The sequence below is a fragment of the Methanoculleus sp. DTU007 genome, assembly GCF_001512385.1.
Lineage (GTDB): Archaea > Halobacteriota > Methanomicrobia > Methanomicrobiales > Methanoculleaceae > Methanoculleus > Methanoculleus thermophilus.
The window spans coordinates 1-21,225 of the sequence record NZ_LFRO01000053.1; the positions used below are offsets into that span (position 1 = coordinate 1).

Genomic DNA, 21,225 nt, shown 5'->3' on the forward strand with positions numbered 1-21,225 from the left:
AAGGTTGATATAGCCATTCGTCGACACTAACTCTGCTCCTTGTTGTTGGTTTCGTCATTAACACAAGGAGCAACGGTTTTATAGATCTTTCCCCTCAGATGGAGCCGACCCTCGACTAGAGGGTTTCAACAGAGCCGATAAATGAGCAAGAAGCTGAAATTGTAAGATATATTTTTAAGAGGTATATAGAGGGAGCTGGTGGTCGAACGATAGCACGAGAGCTAGAAGCTTTTGGATATAAGACAAAGAGAGGTAACACGCAGTGGGGAGATACAACAGTTTTAGGCATCATTAAAAATGAAAAATATACAGGTGACTTATTGCAAGGAAAGACAGTAACAGTTGACCCGATAGCTCATCGTCGTATTGATAATCGAGGAATAGCCGACCAGTTTTATTTGGAGGAAGCTCATCCTGCTATTATAGATAAGGAGACGTTTGAGAGAGCACAAGCAATACTCAAAAAGCGTAACGAAGGAAAAGTTAAGCCGACCGATAAAAACTGCAATAAATACAGCAGAAAATATGCATTTAGCTGTATGTTGAAGTGTGGTTTTTGTGGCAGCAACTTATCACGTAGGAGCCATCATAGCGGCACAGCACATCAAAAGTGGGTTTGGCACTGCGTAACCTACACTAAAAAGGGGAAGAAGTATTGTCCAGAGTGCAAGGCAATCGACGAGAGGATAATCGAGGATGCCTTTATAAAGAGCTATAACTTATTAGCTGGTGATAACAGTGATGTTTTATCGGAGTTTTTAGCACGACTAGAAGAAAGTCTACGGTCAACAGATACCACAAAGCAACTGGCAAAAATAAATAAGCAGATAAACAGTTATGAGTTAAAGCTCAAAAAGCTGCTGGACCATTTATTGGATGGGGTAATAACACAGACTGATTATTTGGCAAAGAAAGTTGAGATTGAAGATGATTTACAGCCTTTATACGAGAAGCAAAAGGAGTTACAGGAAGCAGATACAGATGAAAAGAGGGTAAAAGAACAGATTGAAAAGTGTAAAGAGGTTTTATCAGTCAGTCCAGTTTTATCGGAGTTTGACCGAGATGTATTTGAGACTGTAATAGACCATGTAATTATCGGAGAGCGACGTGAGGATGGAACAGCAGACCCACACAAAATCACATTTGTATTTAAGGCGGGGTTAAACCCATCCCCGCCTGACCATCAAAAAACGTATTCGCTCTATCCAGACTACACACCTCAAGACCGGTGCACCGGCGCGGGGGGAGCGGGTGGAGAAGTACAACCAGCTTATCAGGATCGAGGAGGCAGCCGGGGATACCGCCCGATATGCCGGGCGGGGGGGGTTTGTCAGGTAGGATCTCTCGCAGAGCGTTGATTGCTGATGGAGAGGATCGTGCGGCGATGACTCTCCCGGCGATCCCCTTATGGATTTAAGATTTGGGGGCTGCTGTTTTTAGAGCGCGCGGGCTCGACTTTGGCGAGATGGAACCGCAAGGGGGTTCCGATTATGTCAATCAATTCTTGAAATGATCAGATATTCCTGTTTTGGAGCCGGATTTGGCAGCAACTCCTTTGGGTTTCACAAAATTCTTAAGAGACTCATCTCTAACTGTACGTAGCAATGGACAGCGGATTATCTATCGAGCTCCAGATGAGCCTCCTCCTCTTCCTCGCGCTCGCCGGTTACCTCGTGGCATCCCGGATCAACCAGTCGGCGACGATCGGGGCGATTCTCGTCGGGGTTCTGGTCGGACCGAGCGTGCTTGGCCTGATCACCTACACCGACTTCGTCGCGACCCTGGCGCATCTCGGGGCAATCATCCTCCTCTTCGTCATCGGGTTTGAGTTTAATATCAGGGATATTATTGATCCGCGTTACGGCGTCATCGGCCTTGTCGGCGTGATCATCCCGTGGATAGGCGGCTACGCCACGGCTGTCCTCTTCGGGTTCGACTTCGCGAGCGCGATCTTCGTCGGCACGGCCCTGACCGCGACGAGTATCGCCATAACCGCAAACGTGCTCAAAGAGATCGGCGTGCTCCAGACTGAGGCGGCACGGGCGATCATCGGCGCCGCGGTCATTGACGACGTCCTCTCCCTCCTGGTGCTTGCCGTCTCTACCGATCTCGTCGTGAGCGGGGATGTCTCGTTGACCCCGACCGTCCTGATGCTTGCCAGGGCCGTCGGGTTCATCGTCGTCGCCGGTGCCGTCGGGTACTTCGGCATCCGAAAGGTCATCGAACGGATGGACGCAACCCCCCTGGCGCGGAAGTATCCTGAGTTTGTCTTCATCTTCGCCATGATGGTGGCGTTCCTGTATGCGATGCTCGCCGACCTGGTGGGCCTATCAGGCATCATCGGTGCGTTCCTCGCCGGGGTTGCCTTTGCCCGCGTCGAACTCCGGCAGAGTAAGGGTGTCCACGAGGGCGCAGAATACTTCCAGATCGTCTTTGCCTCGATCTTCTTCGTATCCCTCGGCATTCTCGCAGACATTCGTGCGCTCACGTCCGACACGACCCTCTTCCTCCTGGTGCTGACCCTGGTCGCCATCGCCACCAAGGTCATCGGGTGCGGTCTCCCTGCCCGGTTGATGGGGATGTGCCGGGAGGACTCCCTCATCATCGGGTTCGGGATGGCGCCGCGGGGTGAGGTGGCGATGATCGTCGCCCTGATCGGCCTCGAGTCGGGGCTCATCGGCCAGGGGATCTTCGTTGCCATCGTCCTGATGAGCCTGCTCACCACACTCATCACCCCGATCGTCTACCGGAACTGGTTCTTCAAAGGTGCTTACTGCGCCACGGAGTAAGAGGGGCCGGGGGCAGGAAGAAGCGTGAAGGAGGTGCTGGGGGCAGGTCCGCCTGCTCTCCCCTCACCATGCCTCCGGGAACGCCATGTTGGTGTAGATGTCCTCAAGGCGCGCCTTGTGACCCCGTTCCATTGCGGCGAGGCTCTCGAACAACTCGGCCTGTTCCGGATCCACACTCAGACTCGCGAGTTGGGTGTACATCTGCATTGCGTCGAGTTCCTTTCTGATCGCGAGAACCAGACCGTCGAGCGGCTTTAAGTCTGCCGAGAGCGGGGGGGTCTCCAGCATCTGGGCAATCTTGTAGTCCCTCTTCGTGTCGAACCTGAGTTTTCCGGGTTCTTTCATCAGAAATCCCTCAAGTGTCTTTCGATGCTTGCTCTCCTCACCGGCAAGTTCGTTGAAGAGGTTTTTCAGGTTCTCATCCTTGACCTTCTCTCTGACCGTGCGGTAGAAGGTGTAAGACTCGATCTCCCGCTCGATGGCATTCGATATGATTGAACGATATTCTTCAACATCCATGGGTTATGCACCGGTGGGCAATAGCATCTTGAGCGCCTTAAACCTTGTTGGAGGCAGGCTCTGGTGTGGTGTCGGGTTCGTGGGGTGTATGGGGGAGAGGGTTGGTGTTTTTCCTGTGTGACTATCCCGGGGTTGCCGGGAGGGATGACGTTTTTGCAGGAGTGGTGGTTGTGCGCTGTCAGGTGCTCGAACTCCGGACTTTCAATCCGTCGTTCCTTGAAACTCTTCGAGTTTCTCAAGCTCGCTTCGCTCGCACTCCCCGGTTCCCATTCCCAAAATGCGATATCCCCTCCAAATCCATGCAGGGCGTAACCTAATGTGTATGGGCATCCTCCCCGATCATCAGTGTCCGCCACCGCTACCAGAGAGGTGCGCAAGGCCACCACTGTCGACTTTACTGGAATTTCTCCTCGTGCAAACGCTCTGCCGCTGCCACGTGCGTGTGACGGTTCAAAGAATGAGGCAGTGAACACATCCATCTGCACGTTGCACCTGCGGACCTTGCGTGTGCTCCTGTGCTCCGGGTCGTCGCGTCCGGAAATTCCACAAAAAAAGATTTAGATAAACCGGGGCTTCTGCGAGAGAAGCCTCGGGGTGTAGAGCGGTCGGAATGGTTTTCCAGCGGTCTCCATCTGCACCGCTTGGATGAGCTCGTTCTCGGTCATTGACTCTTTGTAGGGCTTCTTCTTCTCGGAGAGCTTTCGGATGGTGACTGTGAGCCTGCCGGTCTCGGCTTCCTGGTCGCCGATCACCGCAACGTACGGTACCCAGTCCATCCCGGCTTCGCGGATCTTCTTGTTCACGCTCTCGTCCCGGTCGTCAACATCCGCCCTGATGTTGGCAGCGTTCAGGCGTGCACAGATATCTTCGGCGAAGCAGACGTGCCGCTCCGCCACCGGCACCAGCCTGACCTGGGTCGGTGCGAGCCAGGTCGGGAACGAGGGGACCTCCTGACTTGCAGTGCCCTCGAGCATCGCACAGATCACCCGCTCGATCGAGCCCGTCGGTGAGCAGTGGAGGATCGGGGGGTGGACTTCCGTCCCGTCGGGGGTGTAATACTTAATATCGAACCTATTGGCGCTCTCGACGTCGATCTGGACCGTCGGGTTCTCGATCGGTCTTCCCTGGGCATCGATTGCCGCAAGATCGACTTTAGCGATCCAGTAGTGAACCCGCTCCGAGAGGATCTCGATCAGCATTGGGACACCCGACTTTGCGACGATTCCCTTCACCCAGAGTTCGTACTGGTCATAGAAGTCGCGGGTGCACCGGAAGACCCCGACGAGCGGCGTCTCAAGATCTGCACCACTCTTCCAGCCTATCGCGAGCTGCTCCTCAAACGCCTTGAGTGCGTCGTCGACGTCGCGGCAGAGGGTGTGCATATCGGGCATCGTGAAGGCACGCAGACGCTTTAAGCCGATCACCTCGCCCTTCTGCTCGTGCCGGAACGAGTAGGTCGAGAGCTCATAGAGTTTCATCGGGAGGGTGTTCGGGGAGATATGCATATCGTGCATGGTGCAGAACATCCCGAAACATGCGGCGAAACGGAGCATCATATCGCGGTTGCCACTCTTGAACCGATACTGGCGTTCCCCGAACTTGGCCGCGTGCTCCGAGATCGCCTTATCGGCGAGGTCGTACATCACCGGCGTCTCCACCGGCATCCCGCCGTACTCGAGCACCCGTGCAAGGACGTAGTCGGAAAGAAGGTCCCGGATCAGTTTACCCCGCGGCATCCAGCGGAGGTGCCCGACATCCGAGCGCGGTTCATAATCCACAAGTTCCTTGGACCGCATCAGATCCACATGAACCGGTTCGCTCCCTTCCTGCCCCGGATATCCGAGTTCTTTTCGGATCAGCGCAGCGAAGGGGGTATTCTCCTTCACGTATTCGGCCGTGTCTTTGCGCTCCCCTTCGGGAGTGAGGACAAAGAACTCGTGCTCGATCTCTTTCTTCGGTGCGGCCGCCCCTTCTCCCGGGACGATCGTCCGCGAGAGCTCCGAGAGCGGGTGACCCTTGCAGGAGAGTGAGAATGCCTTGTACCAGCCGAACGGCGCCCGCTTTACGACAAAGCCCTCTTTTTCTTTGAGGGCCTCCTCAATGCCCTTTAGAACGCTCACCGCCGCTTCCGGCGACGCAAGGTCGGAGGAGAGGTGGGCATACGGGTAGATCATGATATTGGTGGTGCCGAGCTGCCGGGCGGTGGCGACGATCTCGTCTGTCGCCTGCCTGACGGCATCCTCGATATTCTCCTCGTCGACAGACTCAACCGCGCAGAAGACGGCGAGTGCCTCATCGAGGGCGTCCTTTGGGACCACATCCTCTTCGGCGACCTTCGTCTTCTTCCGGGCCTCGTATTCGATATGATCAGAGTGGATTAGAAGGAGTCGCATTGTTATCCCCAGTTGAATCGTTCAATATCTGTTTTCTTGCTATATAGTGCATGACGCTCTTTGGGCGTGAGTACCCTCTGCCTCGCCGTATGGCCCCCCTCGGGATAGAATTTGCTGGATTGTCATCAAGAGAGATCATGCTTGGCGCGCGCATTCTCATGGTAACGGGAGAGGGTCGCCTGCCGCTGGTCCATGTACTTTGCGTCTTTCTTCATATTGTACGGGCACGCTGCGCGATCCGTGCGATAGAAGACCAGTTGCCCAATCGGCATCCCTGCGTAGACCCGAACGGGTCTTGAGTTCACATTGCACATCTCGAGCGTGATTGTCCCGCGGAAACCCGCATCGATCCAGCCCCCCGTCTGGTGGAGTTCAATCCCGAGGCGCGCAATGCTGCTCTTCCCCTCAATGCTTGCCACGACGTCGTCGGGCAGTTCGATCTCCTCGAGTGTCTCAGCGAGGAGGAACTGCCCGGGGGCAAGGACGATCGAGTCAGCCACCAACTCTTCGGTCTTTGCACAGATTGTCTCTTTCTCGTAGGGGTCGATCACTGTATCTCCCGGGGTGTACCAGACGAAGTGAGAACCAAGTCTGATATCGAGGGAGTTGGGCTGGATCAGGCCGGGATCATAGGGATGCACCTTGATGTGCCCGCGCCTGATGCGGTCTTCTATCTGCCAGTCGACAAGAATCATTCTCTTAGATCTCTCCCGCAAACTATTCTTTGTTTTCGAGATGCCACTCCGTCCGGCGCATCAACCCATGAAGCGTACTCACCTCGCGGGTGGTGAGTTTGGTCCGGCCAAGCACCCGGCGGATGAGAAGCATCGTGTTCTCTCGCTTGAAATCCGGGTGGTCGATCTTATCGAGGAAGGTCTCGATGTGCTGGTAGAGCGAGTCCATCTCGATGGGTCCTGCAAGAGGATACGTCCCGCGAGGCAGATTCGCAAGTTCATAGCAGAGGATCCCGACCGCGTGAGAGAGGTTGAGGATGGGGTAGACCTTCGAGGTCGGGATGGTGCAGATGAGGTTTGCCCGCGCAAGTTCGGTGTTTGCAAGGCCCCAGTTCTCCCGCCCAAAGAGGATTGCAATCGAACCATCGATATCGGCGACGATCTCCCGGACCTCCGCCGGCGAGTAGTAGGGCATCCGCATCGGGGTGCAGACGGACTTGCTCACTTCGCCGGTCGTCGCGATCACAAAGTCAAACTCCCGGTAGATCTCCTCGATCGTCATCCGTTGAGCATTCTCCAGGACGTCGCGGGCATGGGAGGCGCGCATGATAGCATCGTCGCCAAGGGGACAGGGGTTGACGAGGACCAGCTGGGTGAATCCGAAGTTCTTCATCACCCGGGCGGTAAATCCGACATTCCCCTCATAGAGGGGTTCGACCAGGACGATTGAAATCTCAGGCATGTCTCACTGTACGGCCCGGACCGTCGCCCGGAGCACATCGATTCCCTCCTCGTAGACGGCATTCCCTACAACGATCGTGTCGGCAATACGGCCCATCTCCGCCGCCTGCTCCGCCGAGCGGATCCCGCCGCCATAGTATAGGGTAGCATGCTCGACTGCGTTGGCGGCCGCCTGCACGATCGAAGGGTCCCCGTAGGTCCCGCTGTACTCGATGTAGACGATCGGGAAGTGGAAGTAACGGTCTGCTACTTCCGCGAACGCGGCCACATCCTCAGCTGAGAGTGCGCAGTTTGCTCCCGTCACCCTCCCGACGGCGGAGTTCGGGTTGAGGACGATGTAGGCTTCAGGCACCACCATATCCCACATGATGCTGCTCGCATGGCGCAGCCAGGTGTGATGCTTTCCGACGATCCAGCGGACGTCGTCTGTATTCATCACGCTGGGCACAAAGAGGTAGTCGATCGCACCATCGAATATGGCGCATTCAGGACCTGCCGGCTCTACTACCAGCGGCAACCCGTATGCCGAGACCAGGTCCAGGAGTTCGGAGAGGTTCTCCGGAGTTACGTTCAGGGTGCCCGAGAGCATCAGAGCGTCAGTTCCGCTTGTTGCGATCTCCTCTATGGCTCCCTGCGGAAGGTGTTTGTCGGGGTCCAGTTTTGTCACGTGTGCCCAGGTCTTCCAGTTCGCGTGCATGGTGTCACTTCAGATGGCCGATGTAGTCGTGGAGTCTGGTCTTTGTGATGCCGGTGATCGAGGAAGCCTCATCCACGTCGGCCTCCCGCAGTGTTGCGGCGTCATATATGCCTGCAAGGTAGAGTTTCTCCACGGTCGCCTCCCCGATCCCGGGGATCTCCAGGAGCTCTTTTCGCCCGCGCTCAAGGGCGGCCTTGGTGACTTTCGGCGGGGTGGGGCGTCCAAGGCGCCTGCAGACCATATCCACATGTTTATGTACGGTCTCCGGATTAATGCCGGTTTTGCTTGCAAGGTATGGGATAGGGAGGTAGCAGAGGTCATCGGGTGTTGCAACACCACCGGCCTGGTATTTCTTCAGGCTGACCGCGGGGATCCCGGCCTCCCGGAGTGCGCGCTCGTTGCAGAGGCCGCGCGCTGCCTCAAGGAGCTCCGTAGCCGCCGCTTCAGGGATTCCGGCCTTCTTGAGCGCGGCAGGGTCGGCCCCGGAGAGCGCGCGGATATCCCCGATCCCCTGCTCGAGAAGGCTCTGCATGATCTTTGCATGGCTCCGGCCCTTCCTCGGCGGCACGATCTTTCTGATGAACTTTCGAAGTTCCGATCGGTGTCGAAGGATCTCGAGTGCATCTTTCGCCTCCTCTATGAGCCGATCGGCCTCGTTTTCGCCGACAGCAATAGCCTCCATGAGATCTTTTGGCCGCATGCCGGCGATCTCGGAGACTGTGTAGATGTGGCGCGCATGGAGGCGCTCAATGAGATCATCGGTCATCGAGGGCATCATCCGGAGCGCCTCAAGGTTTGAGGTAATGTGGCTGCAGAGCGGGCAGCCGAGATCCCATGGGCGAGATCCCTTCTGGATCAGGCGGACGTGGGCGAGCCCGTGTTTCTCACAGGTATCTTCGAGCCGGATTGCCCGTCCCCAGGTGCTGCCGGGTAGGCTGATGTTGAACCGGCACTCCGGATAGCCGGTGCAGCCTATAAACTGCGAGACACCCAGATGCCGGATCCGGAGTTCGTGCCCGCAGACCGGGCAGAGACCGACGGTATGTTCCTCTGCGGTCTGCTCCATGATCTCGCTGCCGATCTCCTCCTCGTGCGCCTCGAGCTTGTCAAAGACTTTATGGAGCATCTTGCGCGACTCTGCGATGACGTCGTCGCGGGTACGCTCACGCTGCTTGATGAGCTGCATATGCTCTTCAAGCGTCCGGGTCATCTCGGGCTCGGTGATCATCTCCGCGTGGTTGTCGAGAGCGTCCGTGACGGCTCTCCCGACGAGAGTGGGTCGGAGCGGGTTCCCCTCCACATAGCGACGGGCGATGAGTTTCCCGATCACCTCATGCCGGGTGCTCTTCGTACCGAGACCGAGTTCCTCCATCACCTGGATGAGACGGCTCTGGGAGTAGCGTGCCGGAGGCTGTGTCTGCTTCTCCTCGAGGTTTACCTTCTTTATTGGGAGGCGATCTCCCTCGGCAAGCACCGGGAGGATATTCTCCTTTGCCTCAGAGTATGGATAGATCCTGCGCCATCCGGGGGAGATGAGTCGGCCGCCTGTTGCCGTGTACGGCTCTCCAGATGCATCGAAGAGGCATTTGGTAGTCACCCACTGCGCATCGGGAGAGAGGGTCGCAAGGAACCGACGGACAACGAGTTCGTAGACCTTCCATTGGTCCTGCCCTAGAGCCTCGCGGGTTGCGGCGCCCGTCGGGTGGATCGGCGGATGGTCGGTGCTCTCCTTCTTGCCCCTGGTCGGGACCGGTCGCCGGTGCTGCTGCACCCAGGCGACGTCCGCATCAAACACCCCGCCCCGGAGGGTGTTTAAGATCGCGTCCAGATTCAGCGACTTCGGGTAGACCGTGTTGTCGGTCCTCGGATAGGAGATGTAACCGTTCATGTAGAGGTCTTCGGCGATCCTCATAGCATTCGCCGCGGAGAAGCCGAGACGGCTCGCCGCGACAATGAAGGTCGTGGTGTCGAACGGTGTCGGCGCCCGATCGTTCTTCTGACCTTCTTTTACGCTTGTGACCACAAGCGGCTCTTTTGTCCCCGCTTTCGCGGCAAGAGCCGCATCGTGGTCGGTGAACCGTCCGTTGGTATGCCGTGCCTCCACCTGCATGCCGTCTTTTTCGGTCTCAAGCGAGAGCATCCAGTATGTCTGTGGGACGAAGTTCTCGATCTCGCGCTCCCGATCGACGATCATCGCAAGCGTCGGGCTCTGGACCCGGCCGACGGAGAGGATGTTCTTGCCACCCCGCCGGGCCGCAAGGCTGATGAACCGGGTCAGCGACGCACCCCACATCAGGTCGACCGTCTGGCGTGCTTCGCCGGCGGCTGCGAGGGCGAAATCAAGATCGGTTGGGTTTTCAAAGGCGGCCCGGATCTCCGCCGGGGTAATTGCCGAGAATCGGGCCCGGTTGATCTTGACCGTCGGATTCACCGCACGGACAAGTTCGTAGGCCTCCTTGCCGATCAGTTCTCCCTCGGTATCGTAATCCGTCGCGATGGTGACGAGGTCTGCCTTCTTTGCAAGTTTCTGGATCAGGTTGACAATCTTCTTTTCAGTCGGTTTCTTGACGGTGCCCGCATCGATGAGGCTTCTGGGGGTGTGGACTTCGCTACGCCAGTTTGTGTAGCCGGGCTCGAAATCAATCTCCACCACGTGCCCTTTGAGGCCCACCACTGTCTTGGTGTCGAAGGAGTAGGTGTATACGTTCCCCTCTTTGACCGCCTTTACCTTCTCGTTGCCAGCGAGGATCTGTGCGATTCGGTTTGCTGAGATGTTCTTCTCTGCTATGATCAGGTGCACTGCGGATTACACCTCGCTTTTATCAATACACTCGGCTACGATGCGCCCAAGTTCCCGCGGGTCTGCCCGTCCACGGGTCTCCTTCATCACCTGGCCCACCAGGAAGTTCAGGGCGCCCTTCTTGCCGGCCCGGTAGTCACTCACTGCCTGGGGGTTTGCAGCGAGCACAGCCTGCACGATGGCGGTAAATTCGTCTCCAGCAGCCTTTGCCAGGTTTTCACGCTTAACGATCGTTGCAGGCGCTTCACAGGGCTTTCCTGCGGCGCAGGCATTGAGCATCTCTCTGAGGACCTGGACCCCGGCCTTGTCGGTGATCGTCCCCGACCGGAGAAGCGCGAGGAGTTCCATGAAACGCTCGGGCGGGACGGCGGATATGCTCATATCACGGTAGTTGAGTTCCCCGAGGAGGATATCGGCCACCCAGGTAGCGGAGAGGATCGGGTCCACGGGTGCGACATGTTCGTAGAAATCGGCGAGTTTCGGGTCGCCGGTCAGGGTTCGGGCATGGTTGAGTGATATACCGTACTGCTCCATGAACCGGTTCTTTCGTGCAGTGGGCAGTTCGGGAAGTTTGATCTTTTCCATCCAGTCCGCGACGCGGAGCGGCTGGAGATCGGGCTCCGGGAAGTAGCGGTAATCGTACTCCTCCTCTTTGCCGCGAGCGGAGGTGGTGATCCCGCGCCCTTCCATGAAGTGCCGGGTCTCCCTCACAACTTTCTGTCCACGCCGGAGCAGGTTCTTCTGCCGGGTCACCTCGAAGGTGAGGGCCTTCTCGACGCCTTTGTAGGAGGAGATGTTCTTGACCTCAACCCGTTCGGAGCCTTCAAGTGAGATGTTTGCATCCACACGGAGAGCACCTTCCCGATCGCCGTCAAAGACCCCGAGATACTCGAGGATTGCCCTGAGTTTGTTGAGGAACCGGCGAGCCTCCTGTGGTGACCGCAGATCCGGCTCGGTGACGATCTCAAGAAGCGGGATACCAGACCGGTTATAATCGACGAGCGAGTACTTCGAGGATCCCGTGACGTGGACGAGTCTTCCGGGATCCTCTTCGAGGTGAACCCGGGTGATCCGGACGATCTTCTCGTGCCCTTCGTCGTCCTCGATCTCGACGGTCCCCTCGACAGCGAGCGGTTTGTCGTACTGGGTGATCTGGTAGGCCTTTGGGAGGTCCGGGTAGAAGTAATTCTTCCGGGCAAACTCCGAGACTTCAGGAACTTTCATGTTGAGGGCTTTTGCGACGGAGAGACCATACTCGACCGCCTTCCTGTTTAAGCGGGGAAGCGCACCGGGTAGCCCGAGACAGATCGGGCAGCAGTGAGTGTTCGGCTCGTCGTCACGGTAGTCCGTCGAGCACCCGCAGAAGAGCTTCGTTGCGGTCGAGAGCTGGACGTGGATCTCAAGCCCGATGATCGTCTTCATGCCCGCACCTCCTGTTCGTAGGCATACGCGGTATCGACGACGCGCTCGTCCTCAAACTGCCTCCCCATAATCTGGAGCCCCACAGGTAGGCCGTCCACCTTGCCGCACGGAACCGATATCGCCGGGATTCCGGCGAGGTTTGCGGGCACCGTGAGGATATCCGAGAGGTACATCGAGAGCGGGTCGGTCTTCTCGCCGAGGCGGAAGGCCACGGTCGGCATCGTGGGTCCGGCGATGACATCGACCTCGCGGAAGGCCCGCTCGAAGTCATCTCTGATGTTTCGGCGGGCGATTTGCGCTTTTGCGTAGTATCGGCCGGCGTAGCCTGCAGAGAGCGCAAAGGTGCCGAGCATGATCCTGCGCCGGACCTCGGCCCCGAACAACTTCCCCCGCAGGTCCTGGTAGGCCTCGTGCCAGGTCTTCCTGGTATCTACCGCCGGGCCGTAACGGACGCCGTCGAACCGGGCGAGGTTCGAGGAGGCTTCACTCGTGCAGATGACGTAGTAGGCCGCAAGCGCGTGCTGCATGCCGGGAATGCTCACCGGGACGGTCTCGGCCCCGAGCCCTTCAAGGACTCCGATCGCGTCGCGGACCGTATCTGCGATACGGGGGTCCACGCCCTCGCCGAAGTATTCTTTCGGGATCCCTATCCGGAGCCCTTTGACATCGGCCGAAGGCTTGTGGTCATACGGGCGGTCAAGCATTGTCGAGTCGCGGGGATCGTACCGTGCGATCACCGACATCAGGCGCGATACATCCTCTACCGTCCGTGCCATCGGTCCGATCTGCTCAAGGGAGTTTGCGTAGGCAATGAGGCCGTAACGTGAGACCCGACCGTACGTGGGTTTGAGCCCTACGATCCCGCAAAACGCCGCAGGACATCGGATCGAGCCGCCGGTATCGGTGCCGAGCGCCATCGGGACGAGCCCCGCAGCCACGGCGGCGGCGCTTCCGCCGGATGACCCGCCCGGTACTCGCGTCGGGTCGACTGGATTTTTTGTGGGACCGAACGCGCTCGTCTCGGTGGTGGAGCCCATGCCGAACTCGTCCATGTTGGTCTTGCCGACGATCGCGGCTCCTGCTTTTCTGATGAGTTCGACGACGTAGGCGTCGTACGGCGGGATGTAGCCCTCGAGAATCCGTGACCCGCAGGTAGTCTGTATACCGGCCGTGGAGATGTTGTCTTTGATCGCGACGGCAACGCCGCCGAGCACGCCATCGCCATACGGTGCCTCGCGGCAGGTGGTGATGAATGCGTTGTACCGATCGTCCGGCGAGTAGTCAAGAATCCCCGTCACTCACATCACCCTCGGCGCTTTTATGAACCCATCCTCGGTAGAACCCGCGTTCGCGAGGGCATCCTGCTGTGAGAGACTTGGTCGGGGCTCATCCTCCCGAAAGACGTTGAAGATCCCGGCGGCCGGGGTGCTTTCATCGACTACGGTGTCAAGAACTTTAAAGTAGTCGAGGATTGCGTTGAACTGGGTGGTGAATTCCAGCACTTCGTCTTTTGATATGCCGATATCTGCAAGTTCTGCTATATGTTCAATATCTCTTTCAGTGATCATGTTCCGCCCTACTTATCTCCGTTAAGTACCCTTGTACCGACTTTTTATAACCATTCCTACGAGCGAGCCGCTGGATAACTTTCCAGATTCCGCTCCCGTATTGCATCGCTTTCTTCTCGGCCCAGGCCATTTCGGTGGGAATGTGGTGTTCTGCGACCACCCGCAGGGGGTGCTTTCTCACCCCGCCGCGCACCATCTCCTCGGCCGGGATCGCTCGTGCGGCGCGCACCACCCGGACATCCAGGTAGGGCAGCGAGAGGTTCGTCCCGAGAAGCGTCGCGACTGCCTGATCCCGCCTTCTCTGGCGCCCGAGATCAGCAAAGTCCCGGTCGAGGTCGCGAGCGAGGTCGAGCGAGGAGAGGTAGCGGGCATAACCGCCGAAGAGTTCGTCTGCTCCCTGCCCGGAGAGGATCCTGGTGTGCCCGTGTTCTGCTGCCCACTCAGCGGCAAAATACAGGGTCGTTGCGATTGAGACCTCGAGAGGGTTTGTGGGCTCGGGGATCACCCGGACCACCCGGTCGAGTGCCTCTGCGACTTCATTCTCTCTTGGTGTGACGATCTCAAGGTCTAGGTCCATCATCCTCGCTGCCTTTGCTGCCCAAGTCGCATCATGCGACCCTTCGACCCCCACCGTCACGCAGGGAAGACGGGCAAGCCCGGCAATGAGGGCCGAGTCGAGACCGCCGGAGAATGCCACCACGCCTTCATCGCTCCGGAGGCTGACCGCGGTGACGATTGCCTCTTCAAGGGTGCAGGGCGCCGGATCGGGATTTATCCTGAGGATCTCGCGTCCGTTGCAGGAGATGGTTCCCGGCGGGACCGGGCCAGGGATGATCCCGAAAGCGTCGCGGGCGATGCAGTCATCCCAGGTGAGCAGGAACTCACCGCCGCACCGGGTGATGGTCTCTGGCCCTTCTTTGAGCATCCGCTCCAGGTCGGCAGGAGAGAGCCGCATCCCGTCTTGTTCTATCCAGCCCTTCAAGTTCATGGTCGGCATATTCCGTAATCCAGCAGTTCTTGCCGTGAGGTTCACGCGGTGCGTGGTCACCTCAAAAAACGGATCCGTGTCAGTGTTTGCACTGTTGAACTATAAATGTGCGTACATCTGCCTAGGCGAAATGCTGGCGGTTTTTTGGGTTTCTGTCTAGATCTGTCATCCCCGGGCGGAGATGGCGACCCTGACCGGACGCAGCGTCATCTTGGCGTGTGATCTTGCCGCCTCGCGTCGTGTTTGCATATTATCTATTTGGGTGGCGATATATCCGGTGCTATTTGTTCTCCATGTAATCACATATGATCATATTTTTATTGTTATTAGTATTATTTTCTCGTAGTCAGCCGCGGAGAGACTTGCCCGGCTGAAGAGGCAATGGTGCATGCTGCATGAGAGAGGGAACAATGAGAACACTGTCTCGCCGGTTATCGGCGTGATCCTGGTCATGACGTCAGGATCACGTTGTGGTATCGCTACGGGAAGAGACCGGTGCATTCTGCGCCGGCCGCAGACCTTGAACCGCTTACAATGGAGGACGCGCACCCTTCCCGGTTGAAATCCGGGATTCCTGCGCGACGATACTATGAAGAATGTTATTAAATTGCTATCCGGCATCCTGCTGGCATGCCTGCTCTGTGTCCCGGCAATGGCGGCATTGCCGGACGCGGACCGCATGGAAGAACTGGGAGAGCGCGCGGCACTGGCCGCGATGGATCAGTTGAAATTCAGCAAAGGCGACCCAAACGTCCTTGTACTGACCAATGCCGGTCGCGCCGTCGTGGGCGGCCAGACGACCGAGCGGGCAGTATCGGGGATCACGAAGGTAAGCGGCCTGCAGAACGGGGACAACACGCTCTGGCAGGTGAACCGGGCCGACTGGAAACCGCTCTGGTTCTACTTCTATAACAAGAAGTCCGGAAAGGCCGTCTACCTGGAACCGGATGTAGCCAGTTACACTAAAAGTCCGGCCGAACTGAAGGCGACGCCCATCAGCAAGACATTCTCGAAGGTCGTTGTCGTCACCGGCGACCTGGATAAGATGCTCGCCGACACCAAGGTAGGGAATGCGACCATGAAGAACCTGGGTGACGCGTCCTCGCTGGTCCCGATCGCCAACGCATGGGCGCACGGGGCGCCGTACGACCTCATGTCATGCGTCATGCTCCACAATCACTTCTGCCCCGGTGTATCCAGCGGATATCTGCTCGCAAAGTACGTCGAGCAGGAGATGCCGATCACCAACGATACTTCCTATGTGGTCATCTCCTGTCCCATGTGGTGCAAGGACGACATATTTCCGATCCTCTGGGACCTTACCCCCGGAAAAGGCGGCCACTACATCTTCCCGCTCTCCGGGGAAGACGAACAGGCACTGACGGAGGCGTACGGCACCCGCCCGGCGGGAATCTTCATCCGCTGGGATGGTCAACAGAAGACCGGCCGTGCGCTTGCCCTTGGGTTCCAGTTCGATTCGACGCCCTGGACCGGGCCTTCGTGGGGAGAGAAGCCCACACGGACCGTCGAGATGGTCCAGAACATCGGGAACCCCGGGGACTACGTCACGGTGATGGAGGAGTTCGAGGTGAACGAACAGATGCTTGCCGACCTGAAGAATCCGGCCAACAATCCTTATGTGGTGGTCGGGATGCTGTGCGCGACCAGTGCATAGCCTTCCCCTTTTGTGAGCAATGCGCCGGGCAGGGGTTCAGCCCCTGCTCTGGTTTAGATCTCTGAATGAGGTCTGGACGTTGAAGATTTCGGCGTGTACATGCAGCGCGCCCTTCGAGCGGCCGTGGCATGCCCTCCGGGCTCTTTGTTACAAAAAATATAATGTCTGTTATTTTATGTTACTATACGAAAGATATATGTTACTCCCTGTTCTATCTCCGGTCGGCGGGCGGCGGCAAAACCTCCTGTTCGGCCCGGGCCGTGGGAAGGGCCATGGCCACCTCACCGGGCTCCCGGAGTTCATCGTCGCCGCCTGCCGAACTGCCCTGCACGGCCGGCGGGGCAGAGGTGACTGACCATGAAGAAACGTATTCAATCCGGGAAAGGCAAGTTCCTCCTCGACACCGACCGCGATGCCTGGCTCTACCTCGCGCCGCGGGGTGGTGACGCAGGCGGGGCATTCGGGCGCGGAAGGGATCTCTACCTGCACGAAGAGGAGGGGCTGCCGGATATCTATTACATCCACATCTGGTCGATGGAGCCCGGCGAAGACGAACAGATCCAACCTATCTCCATCGTATCCGCCGAGGAGTTCCTGGAGTCGCGGGGGCTCGTGCTTGCCGCATACCCGGAGCAGCGGGGGAGCGAGGTATTGCGGTCGTACGGCTACGGCATCGCGGAAGAGTTCTGAACATGCCGGCGGGGGCACTACCCGATCGCCGACCTTTCGGGCTCCTGCGGGAGATCGCGGCGACCGAACGGGATGCGATGGTGCATCCCGCCTGAATCGCTGCCAGCCTCTTTCTCCGGCGGGGTGCCGCGCTCTGTTCTGATCCGACTCCCGTCTCGTTATTCTATTTTGGGCAAGGGGTCGGCCGGTATCGGCTGTTCGCGTCGGATATCCCTGCGAAACACCGATACGTATCTTAGTTTCATTCTCTTTATTTGCAGAACGCAAATAGATAGATAGACCGGTGAAAACCTCCATGCACGAATCAGCACTCGCCCGGTTCAGAAGCGAGATCCGGCACTTCTATGTTGTTACTGTCGCGAACATCGTCTTTGCCGCCCTCGTGATGGCCTTCGGCATCAGCGTGCTCGTCGGAGAGGCGGTTTCCATGTACGAGACCTTCTCTACCGCGCTGTACGTAATCTATTCCCCGGTCGTCCTGTTCATCGCACTTGTTGCCGTTCTTACAGGCTTGCGCTGGATTCTCGCCAGCATCGGGGTCTTCGAAGGGATCGAGACGATCAAGGACGACCTCGACGGGATGGGAGGCGAGGTCCCGGACGAGGCTCTCACCCGTCTCATCGTAAGCATGCTCGCCCACTACCGCGACAACCGCGCAACCGTCCGCACCATGATCCTGGTCTGCACGCTCGGCGGCGTCTGCTCGTTTCTCCTCGGGATCCTCGGCAGCCTGGAACACCTCTCTGTCTCGACGGACGGCATCTCCTTCACCATCAACAACTACCTGGTCCTCCCGTTCATGCTCCTCACGCTCGGGGTCGCTCTGGTCAGCCTTGCCTCCTCCTACTATTTCTCCCGGTTCGCGAAAGTCTGGGACGAGCGGCTTGGCGAGATCGAGGGGTCCGAGGCTCTCCTGAAAGAAACGCTGGAGCTGGATCGACGATGAGCGGGCGCAGGACGGCTTTCGAGATCTACTGGGAGATCCTTGTTTTCTGCAGAACGCCCCAGTCGTTTACCGCCATCATCAACCGGTGCGACCTGAACTCAAAGACCGGCCAGGAGTATCTCCGGTTTCTCGTGGAAAAAGAGTATCTCGTTGAAGTGGTAGAGGGGGACAAGACCCGGTACGTCGCCACCGAGAAGGCCGGGGAGTACACCGCGCTCTTCAGCTCGCTCTATCGAAAACTCTTCGATGCCCCTCCCCGGTTCAAACTATGAAGGGCGTCCGAAACCCCTTCACCGGCAGAGCGGCGTGAGTTTCTNNTCCTCGCGGGTGACGAATGCCGTGACCTCGGGCCGCTCACCGAGCACCTCGGCGAGATCGCGGTCTTCGGCGAGGGCCTGCAGGCTCGCCGTCCGCATTACCTCGTGAGCATCCTGCCGGTTCATGCCCCGCTTGGTGAGCTCGATCATCACCGACTCGGCAAGGTTCACGCCCCGGAGCAACATCAGGTTCCTCCTGATATTCTCCTTATTGAATTCAAGCCCCTCCAGTACGCCGATCATCACCTTGAGGATATGGTCGGTCAGCACCGAGGCTTCGGGGAAGAGCACCCGCTCGGGGGAGGAGTTTGTCAGGTCGCGCTCGTCCCAGAGTACGTTGTTTAACAGAGCCGGTTCAACCGAGGATCGCACAATTCGGGCAAGGCCGCAGACCTGCTCGCTCTTGATCGGGTTTCTCTTGTGGGGCATCGTGCTCGAGCCCACCTGCTTCTTGCCGAACGCCTCGGCAAGCTCCCCTATCTCGGAGCGCTGCATCAGACGGATCTCTAGCCCGATCTTGTCAAGCGTGGTCGCGACGTTTGCAAGGAACATGAAGTACTCCGCGTAGCGGTCCCGCGCTATAATCTGGTTAGAGACGTCCACCGGCTGGAGCCCGAGAAACTCCATCATCGTCTCCTGGACTGCTATGCCCGCTTCTCCGAGCGCTGCCTGGGTGCCCACCGCTCCCGTGAGCTGCCCGACGAGGAGGCGGGGGCGCATCTGGCGGAGTCGTTCGATGTGCCGGGAGACCTCGCTTGCCCAGATCGCGAACCGGAGGCCGTAGGTCGTGGGAACCCCGATCTGCCCATGTGTCCGCCCGGCGCAGACGAGGTTCTTCGTCTCCGCACTCCGGGCGAGAAGCACGCAGAGGAGTTTGCCGAGTTTCTCCTCGATGAGCGCGAGGCTATCGCGGAGCTGCAATGCGGTCGCCGTATCCAGGATATCGTTCGATGTTGCCCCGTAGTGGATCCATCGCCCGGCATCGCCGCAGACCTCTGTGACGGCTTTGACGATCGCCATCATATCGTGGTTGATCTCGGCCTCGATCTCCTTCGCCCTCTCTAGACTTGCCTTGCCTGCGCAGGCCGCAATCGTCTCGGCATCCTCGCGCGGAATGAGCCCGTGCACCGCTTCAGCCCGGGCCAGCGCCACTTCGGCCATGACGATCGCCCGGAACCGGTTCTCCTCACTCCAGACGGCACGCATCTCGGGAGTGCCGTACCGGTAGTCAATAGGATGGATTGCCATAGTTGGTACCTGTTTGCTCTGCCGCGTTAAAAAAGGGGTCGTGGCGCACCGGAGGTCGCCCGCGAACCGGCGTCATGCTCGCGTGCTCTCAAGGAATATCGCCGCCGTCCCGAGAGAGGGTGTGTCATCGCGAGACGTATGCACGACGAAGGGATACCCAGGGGAGTTTTCAAGCGATACACTCAGGTGGTAATGATGGCCGCGGTGATTGTGAGGAGCGTCGTGATCTCGGCTGGGCGGGTAATCTGGTTTGAGGGTATGGCAGATCCATCACGCCGGTTGTTAGCAGGTCTTTGGAGTGCTCCGCTAGTTTCGCTCCAGGATGGCAGATCCGGGCTCCGAACGCCCTATCCTTTCAGATCCACCCTTTCCTTTTGAAATAGAGGAGCATCACCCCGGCGACCGCCGCCATTGAAGCAAGGGCGATCGGGTAGCCCCAGGGGTGGCGGACCTCCGGCATATCGAAGTTCATACCGTAGACCCCGGCGATGAAGGTGAGCGGGATGAAGATGGTGGCGATGATCGTGAGGACCTTCATGATCTCGTTCGTCCGGCTGCTCTGGGTCGAGAGGTAGACGTCGAGGGTTCCCGACATCATATCCCGGTAGGTCTCCACGGTCTCGGCGACCTCTATGGTATGGTCGTAGACGTCGCGGAAGTAGGCGCGTGTCGATTCCTGGATCAGGGACGACTCCCCCCGCTCAAGTTCCGCCACCACGTCGCGGAGAGGCCAGGCAGACCGCCGGAGGGCGATCAAGGAACGCTTTAGGGCGTATATTGCCTGGAGGGTCCTCCTGTCGGGATCCGCCACCACCTCCTCCTCGACCGCCTCGATGCGTTCCCCGAAGTCCTCGATCACAGTGAAATACCCGTCAACGACTGCGTCAAGCAGCACGTAGAAGAGGTAATCCGGTCCCTCGCTCCGAAGCCTCCCTGCCCCGGTCCGCAGGCGCTCCCGAACGCGAAGAAAGACGTCACCCGGCTGCTCCTGGAACGACGCGACGTAACCTTCCCCTAGTACCAGGCTGACCAGTTCGCTCACAAACTCACCATCGCCGTTCGGGGAGAGCCTCCGAATCGCAACGTAGAGATAATCGCCATAATCTTCGATCTTCGGGCGCTGGCGGGTGTTCGCGATGTCCTCAAGCGTCAAGGGGTGGATCCCGATGGCATCTCCGATTGCCTGAAGCATCCCGGCATCGTGGATGCCGTCAACATCGATCCACGTGACTGTCGGGGGGGTGGTAGGGGCCGGGATCTCGGCGGGTCGGGTGGCAGTCCGCTCGTCGAGGTGCGAGGCGTCGTAATCGACGATCGTGACGGTAACCTGTCGTGCTCGGGAAGTGTTGGTATGGATGGACCTCTCTAGGGCCGACTCCTGTCCTCCTCTCTCGTTCTCACGCGGACTCATCGGATATATCGTTCAAATGGTCGTCTAAAAAGTGGGGTGATCCCGGATCACCGCTTTAATCCCTCACTTACTCTCTCGTCTTCTCTCTTTGCCTTCGCTGCGGCGCGTCCAATCAGGATCACCACGATCACCGCGATGATGGTCACGACGATGGCGTACACCAGCATCGCAACGAGCGTGCTCTGTTCACCGAAGATGAGTGAGAAGAGTTCCTGGATGGCGCCGTTCCATGCGAGAGCGGCGACCAGTCCGAATGCAGCCGTGACTAGGGCCGCAATTTTGTCAATAATCTCAGCCTTGAGCGACATGCAATCCCTCCAATGGGAGGAAAGCACGGTCGGTAGTAT

General features: G+C 58.4%; 18 protein-coding genes and 2 pseudogenes. 7 read left to right on the forward strand and 13 right to left on the reverse strand.

Annotated features, from left to right (window positions below; translation table 11 throughout):
* Window positions 1–137: 137 nt before the first annotated feature.
* The 3 genes and pseudogenes from ACI94_RS05990 to ACI94_RS06000 form a co-directional block, all read left to right on the forward strand.
* A pseudogene (locus tag ACI94_RS05990) lies at window positions 138–704 on the forward strand (recombinase family protein); the annotation flags it as partial.
* Between the two features lie 514 nt (window positions 705–1,218).
* A pseudogene (locus ACI94_RS05995) lies at window positions 1,219–1,338 on the forward strand (hypothetical protein); the annotation flags it as partial.
* A gap of 266 nt (window positions 1,339–1,604) precedes the next feature.
* Window positions 1,605–2,789, forward strand: coding sequence for a cation:proton antiporter (locus ACI94_RS06000; protein ID WP_286681207.1), 1,185 nt, complete (start codon window positions 1,605–1,607; stop codon window positions 2,787–2,789).
* Between the two features lie 63 nt (window positions 2,790–2,852).
* Here ACI94_RS06000 and ACI94_RS06005 read toward each other — a convergent pair whose 3' ends face one another.
* From ACI94_RS06005 to ACI94_RS06050, 10 genes are all read right to left on the reverse strand, one after another.
* The gene (locus tag ACI94_RS06005; RefSeq protein WP_286681208.1) at window positions 2,853–3,308 is read right to left on the reverse strand and encodes a ferritin family protein; all 456 of its coding nucleotides are present in this window, start codon (window positions 3,306–3,308) and stop codon (window positions 2,853–2,855) included.
* Between the two features lie 557 nt (window positions 3,309–3,865).
* Window positions 3,866–5,701, reverse strand: a complete 1,836-nt coding sequence (locus ACI94_RS06010; protein ID WP_066954923.1) for a threonine--tRNA ligase — start codon at window positions 5,699–5,701, stop codon at window positions 3,866–3,868.
* A gap of 125 nt (window positions 5,702–5,826) precedes the next feature.
* Window positions 5,827–6,396 (reverse strand): dCTP deaminase, encoded by a 570-nt coding sequence (gene dcd, locus ACI94_RS06015; RefSeq protein WP_066954926.1) that lies wholly within the window; start codon window positions 6,394–6,396, stop codon window positions 5,827–5,829.
* A gap of 22 nt (window positions 6,397–6,418) precedes the next feature.
* A complete protein-coding gene (locus tag ACI94_RS06020) occupies window positions 6,419–7,117 on the reverse strand; it encodes an RNA methyltransferase (RefSeq protein WP_066954929.1) in 699 nt (232 codons plus the stop codon).
* Between the two features lie 3 nt (window positions 7,118–7,120).
* Window positions 7,121–7,813, reverse strand: a complete 693-nt coding sequence (locus ACI94_RS06025) for a phosphoglycerol geranylgeranyltransferase (RefSeq protein WP_066954932.1) — start codon at window positions 7,811–7,813, stop codon at window positions 7,121–7,123.
* Between the two features lie 4 nt (window positions 7,814–7,817).
* Window positions 7,818–10,613, reverse strand: a complete 2,796-nt coding sequence (locus ACI94_RS06030; RefSeq protein WP_066954935.1) for a DNA topoisomerase I — start codon at window positions 10,611–10,613, stop codon at window positions 7,818–7,820.
* A 6-nt stretch (window positions 10,614–10,619) separates the two neighbouring features.
* Window positions 10,620–12,035, reverse strand: a complete 1,416-nt coding sequence (gatB, locus tag ACI94_RS06035) for an Asp-tRNA(Asn)/Glu-tRNA(Gln) amidotransferase subunit GatB (RefSeq protein WP_066954936.1) — start codon at window positions 12,033–12,035, stop codon at window positions 10,620–10,622.
* Window positions 12,032–13,333 (reverse strand): Asp-tRNA(Asn)/Glu-tRNA(Gln) amidotransferase subunit GatA, encoded by a 1,302-nt coding sequence (gene gatA / locus ACI94_RS06040; RefSeq protein ID WP_066954939.1) that lies wholly within the window; start codon window positions 13,331–13,333, stop codon window positions 12,032–12,034. Before gatA ends, gatB begins: the two co-directional genes overlap by 4 nt.
* Window positions 13,334–13,603: an Asp-tRNA(Asn)/Glu-tRNA(Gln) amidotransferase subunit GatC gene (gene gatC / locus ACI94_RS06045; protein ID WP_066954941.1), complete on the reverse strand. Its 270-nt coding sequence runs from the start codon at window positions 13,601–13,603 to the stop codon at window positions 13,334–13,336.
* Entirely contained in the window at window positions 13,593–14,600 is a 1,008-nt protein-coding gene (locus ACI94_RS06050) for an asparagine synthase C-terminal domain-containing protein (RefSeq protein WP_066954943.1), read from the reverse strand. Before ACI94_RS06050 ends, gatC begins: the two co-directional genes overlap by 11 nt.
* A gap of 580 nt (window positions 14,601–15,180) precedes the next feature.
* On the opposite strand from ACI94_RS06050, the gene ACI94_RS06055 reads away from it, so the two are divergent.
* The 4 genes from ACI94_RS06055 to ACI94_RS06070 all read left to right on the forward strand — a co-directional run bounded on the left by ACI94_RS06055 (window position 15,181) and on the right by ACI94_RS06070 (window position 18,174).
* Window positions 15,181–16,266 carry an FmdE family protein gene (locus tag ACI94_RS06055; protein WP_286681209.1) on the forward strand — a complete coding sequence of 362 codons (1,086 nt, stop codon included), beginning with the start codon at window positions 15,181–15,183 and terminating at the stop codon, window positions 16,264–16,266.
* Between the two features lie 357 nt (window positions 16,267–16,623).
* A complete protein-coding gene (locus ACI94_RS06060) occupies window positions 16,624–16,956 on the forward strand; it encodes a hypothetical protein (protein WP_286681210.1) in 333 nt (110 codons plus the stop codon).
* Between the two features lie 295 nt (window positions 16,957–17,251).
* On the forward strand, window positions 17,252–17,902 hold the full coding sequence (locus tag ACI94_RS06065) for a hypothetical protein (RefSeq protein WP_048185790.1): 651 nt from the start codon (window positions 17,252–17,254) through the stop codon (window positions 17,900–17,902).
* Entirely contained in the window at window positions 17,899–18,174 is a 276-nt protein-coding gene (locus ACI94_RS06070; protein ID WP_048185787.1) for a winged helix-turn-helix domain-containing protein, read from the forward strand. The genes ACI94_RS06065 and ACI94_RS06070 overlap by 4 nt, the downstream gene beginning before the upstream one ends.
* Before the next feature lie 18 nt (window positions 18,175–18,192).
* Here ACI94_RS06070 and purB read toward each other — a convergent pair whose 3' ends face one another.
* The 3 genes from purB to ACI94_RS06085 all read right to left on the reverse strand — a co-directional run bounded on the left by purB (window position 18,193) and on the right by ACI94_RS06085 (window position 21,186).
* Complete coding sequence (gene purB / locus ACI94_RS06075) at window positions 18,193–19,467, reverse strand: adenylosuccinate lyase (protein WP_286681211.1); 1,275 nt, start codon at window positions 19,465–19,467, stop codon at window positions 18,193–18,195.
* A gap of 355 nt (window positions 19,468–19,822) precedes the next feature.
* Window positions 19,823–20,878, reverse strand: a complete 1,056-nt coding sequence (gene corA, locus ACI94_RS06080) for a magnesium/cobalt transporter CorA (RefSeq protein WP_150468689.1) — start codon at window positions 20,876–20,878, stop codon at window positions 19,823–19,825.
* Between the two features lie 47 nt (window positions 20,879–20,925).
* On the reverse strand, window positions 20,926–21,186 hold the full coding sequence (locus tag ACI94_RS06085) for a DUF5654 family protein (RefSeq protein ID WP_066954952.1): 261 nt from the start codon (window positions 21,184–21,186) through the stop codon (window positions 20,926–20,928).
* Window positions 21,187–21,225: the final 39 nt, after the last annotated feature.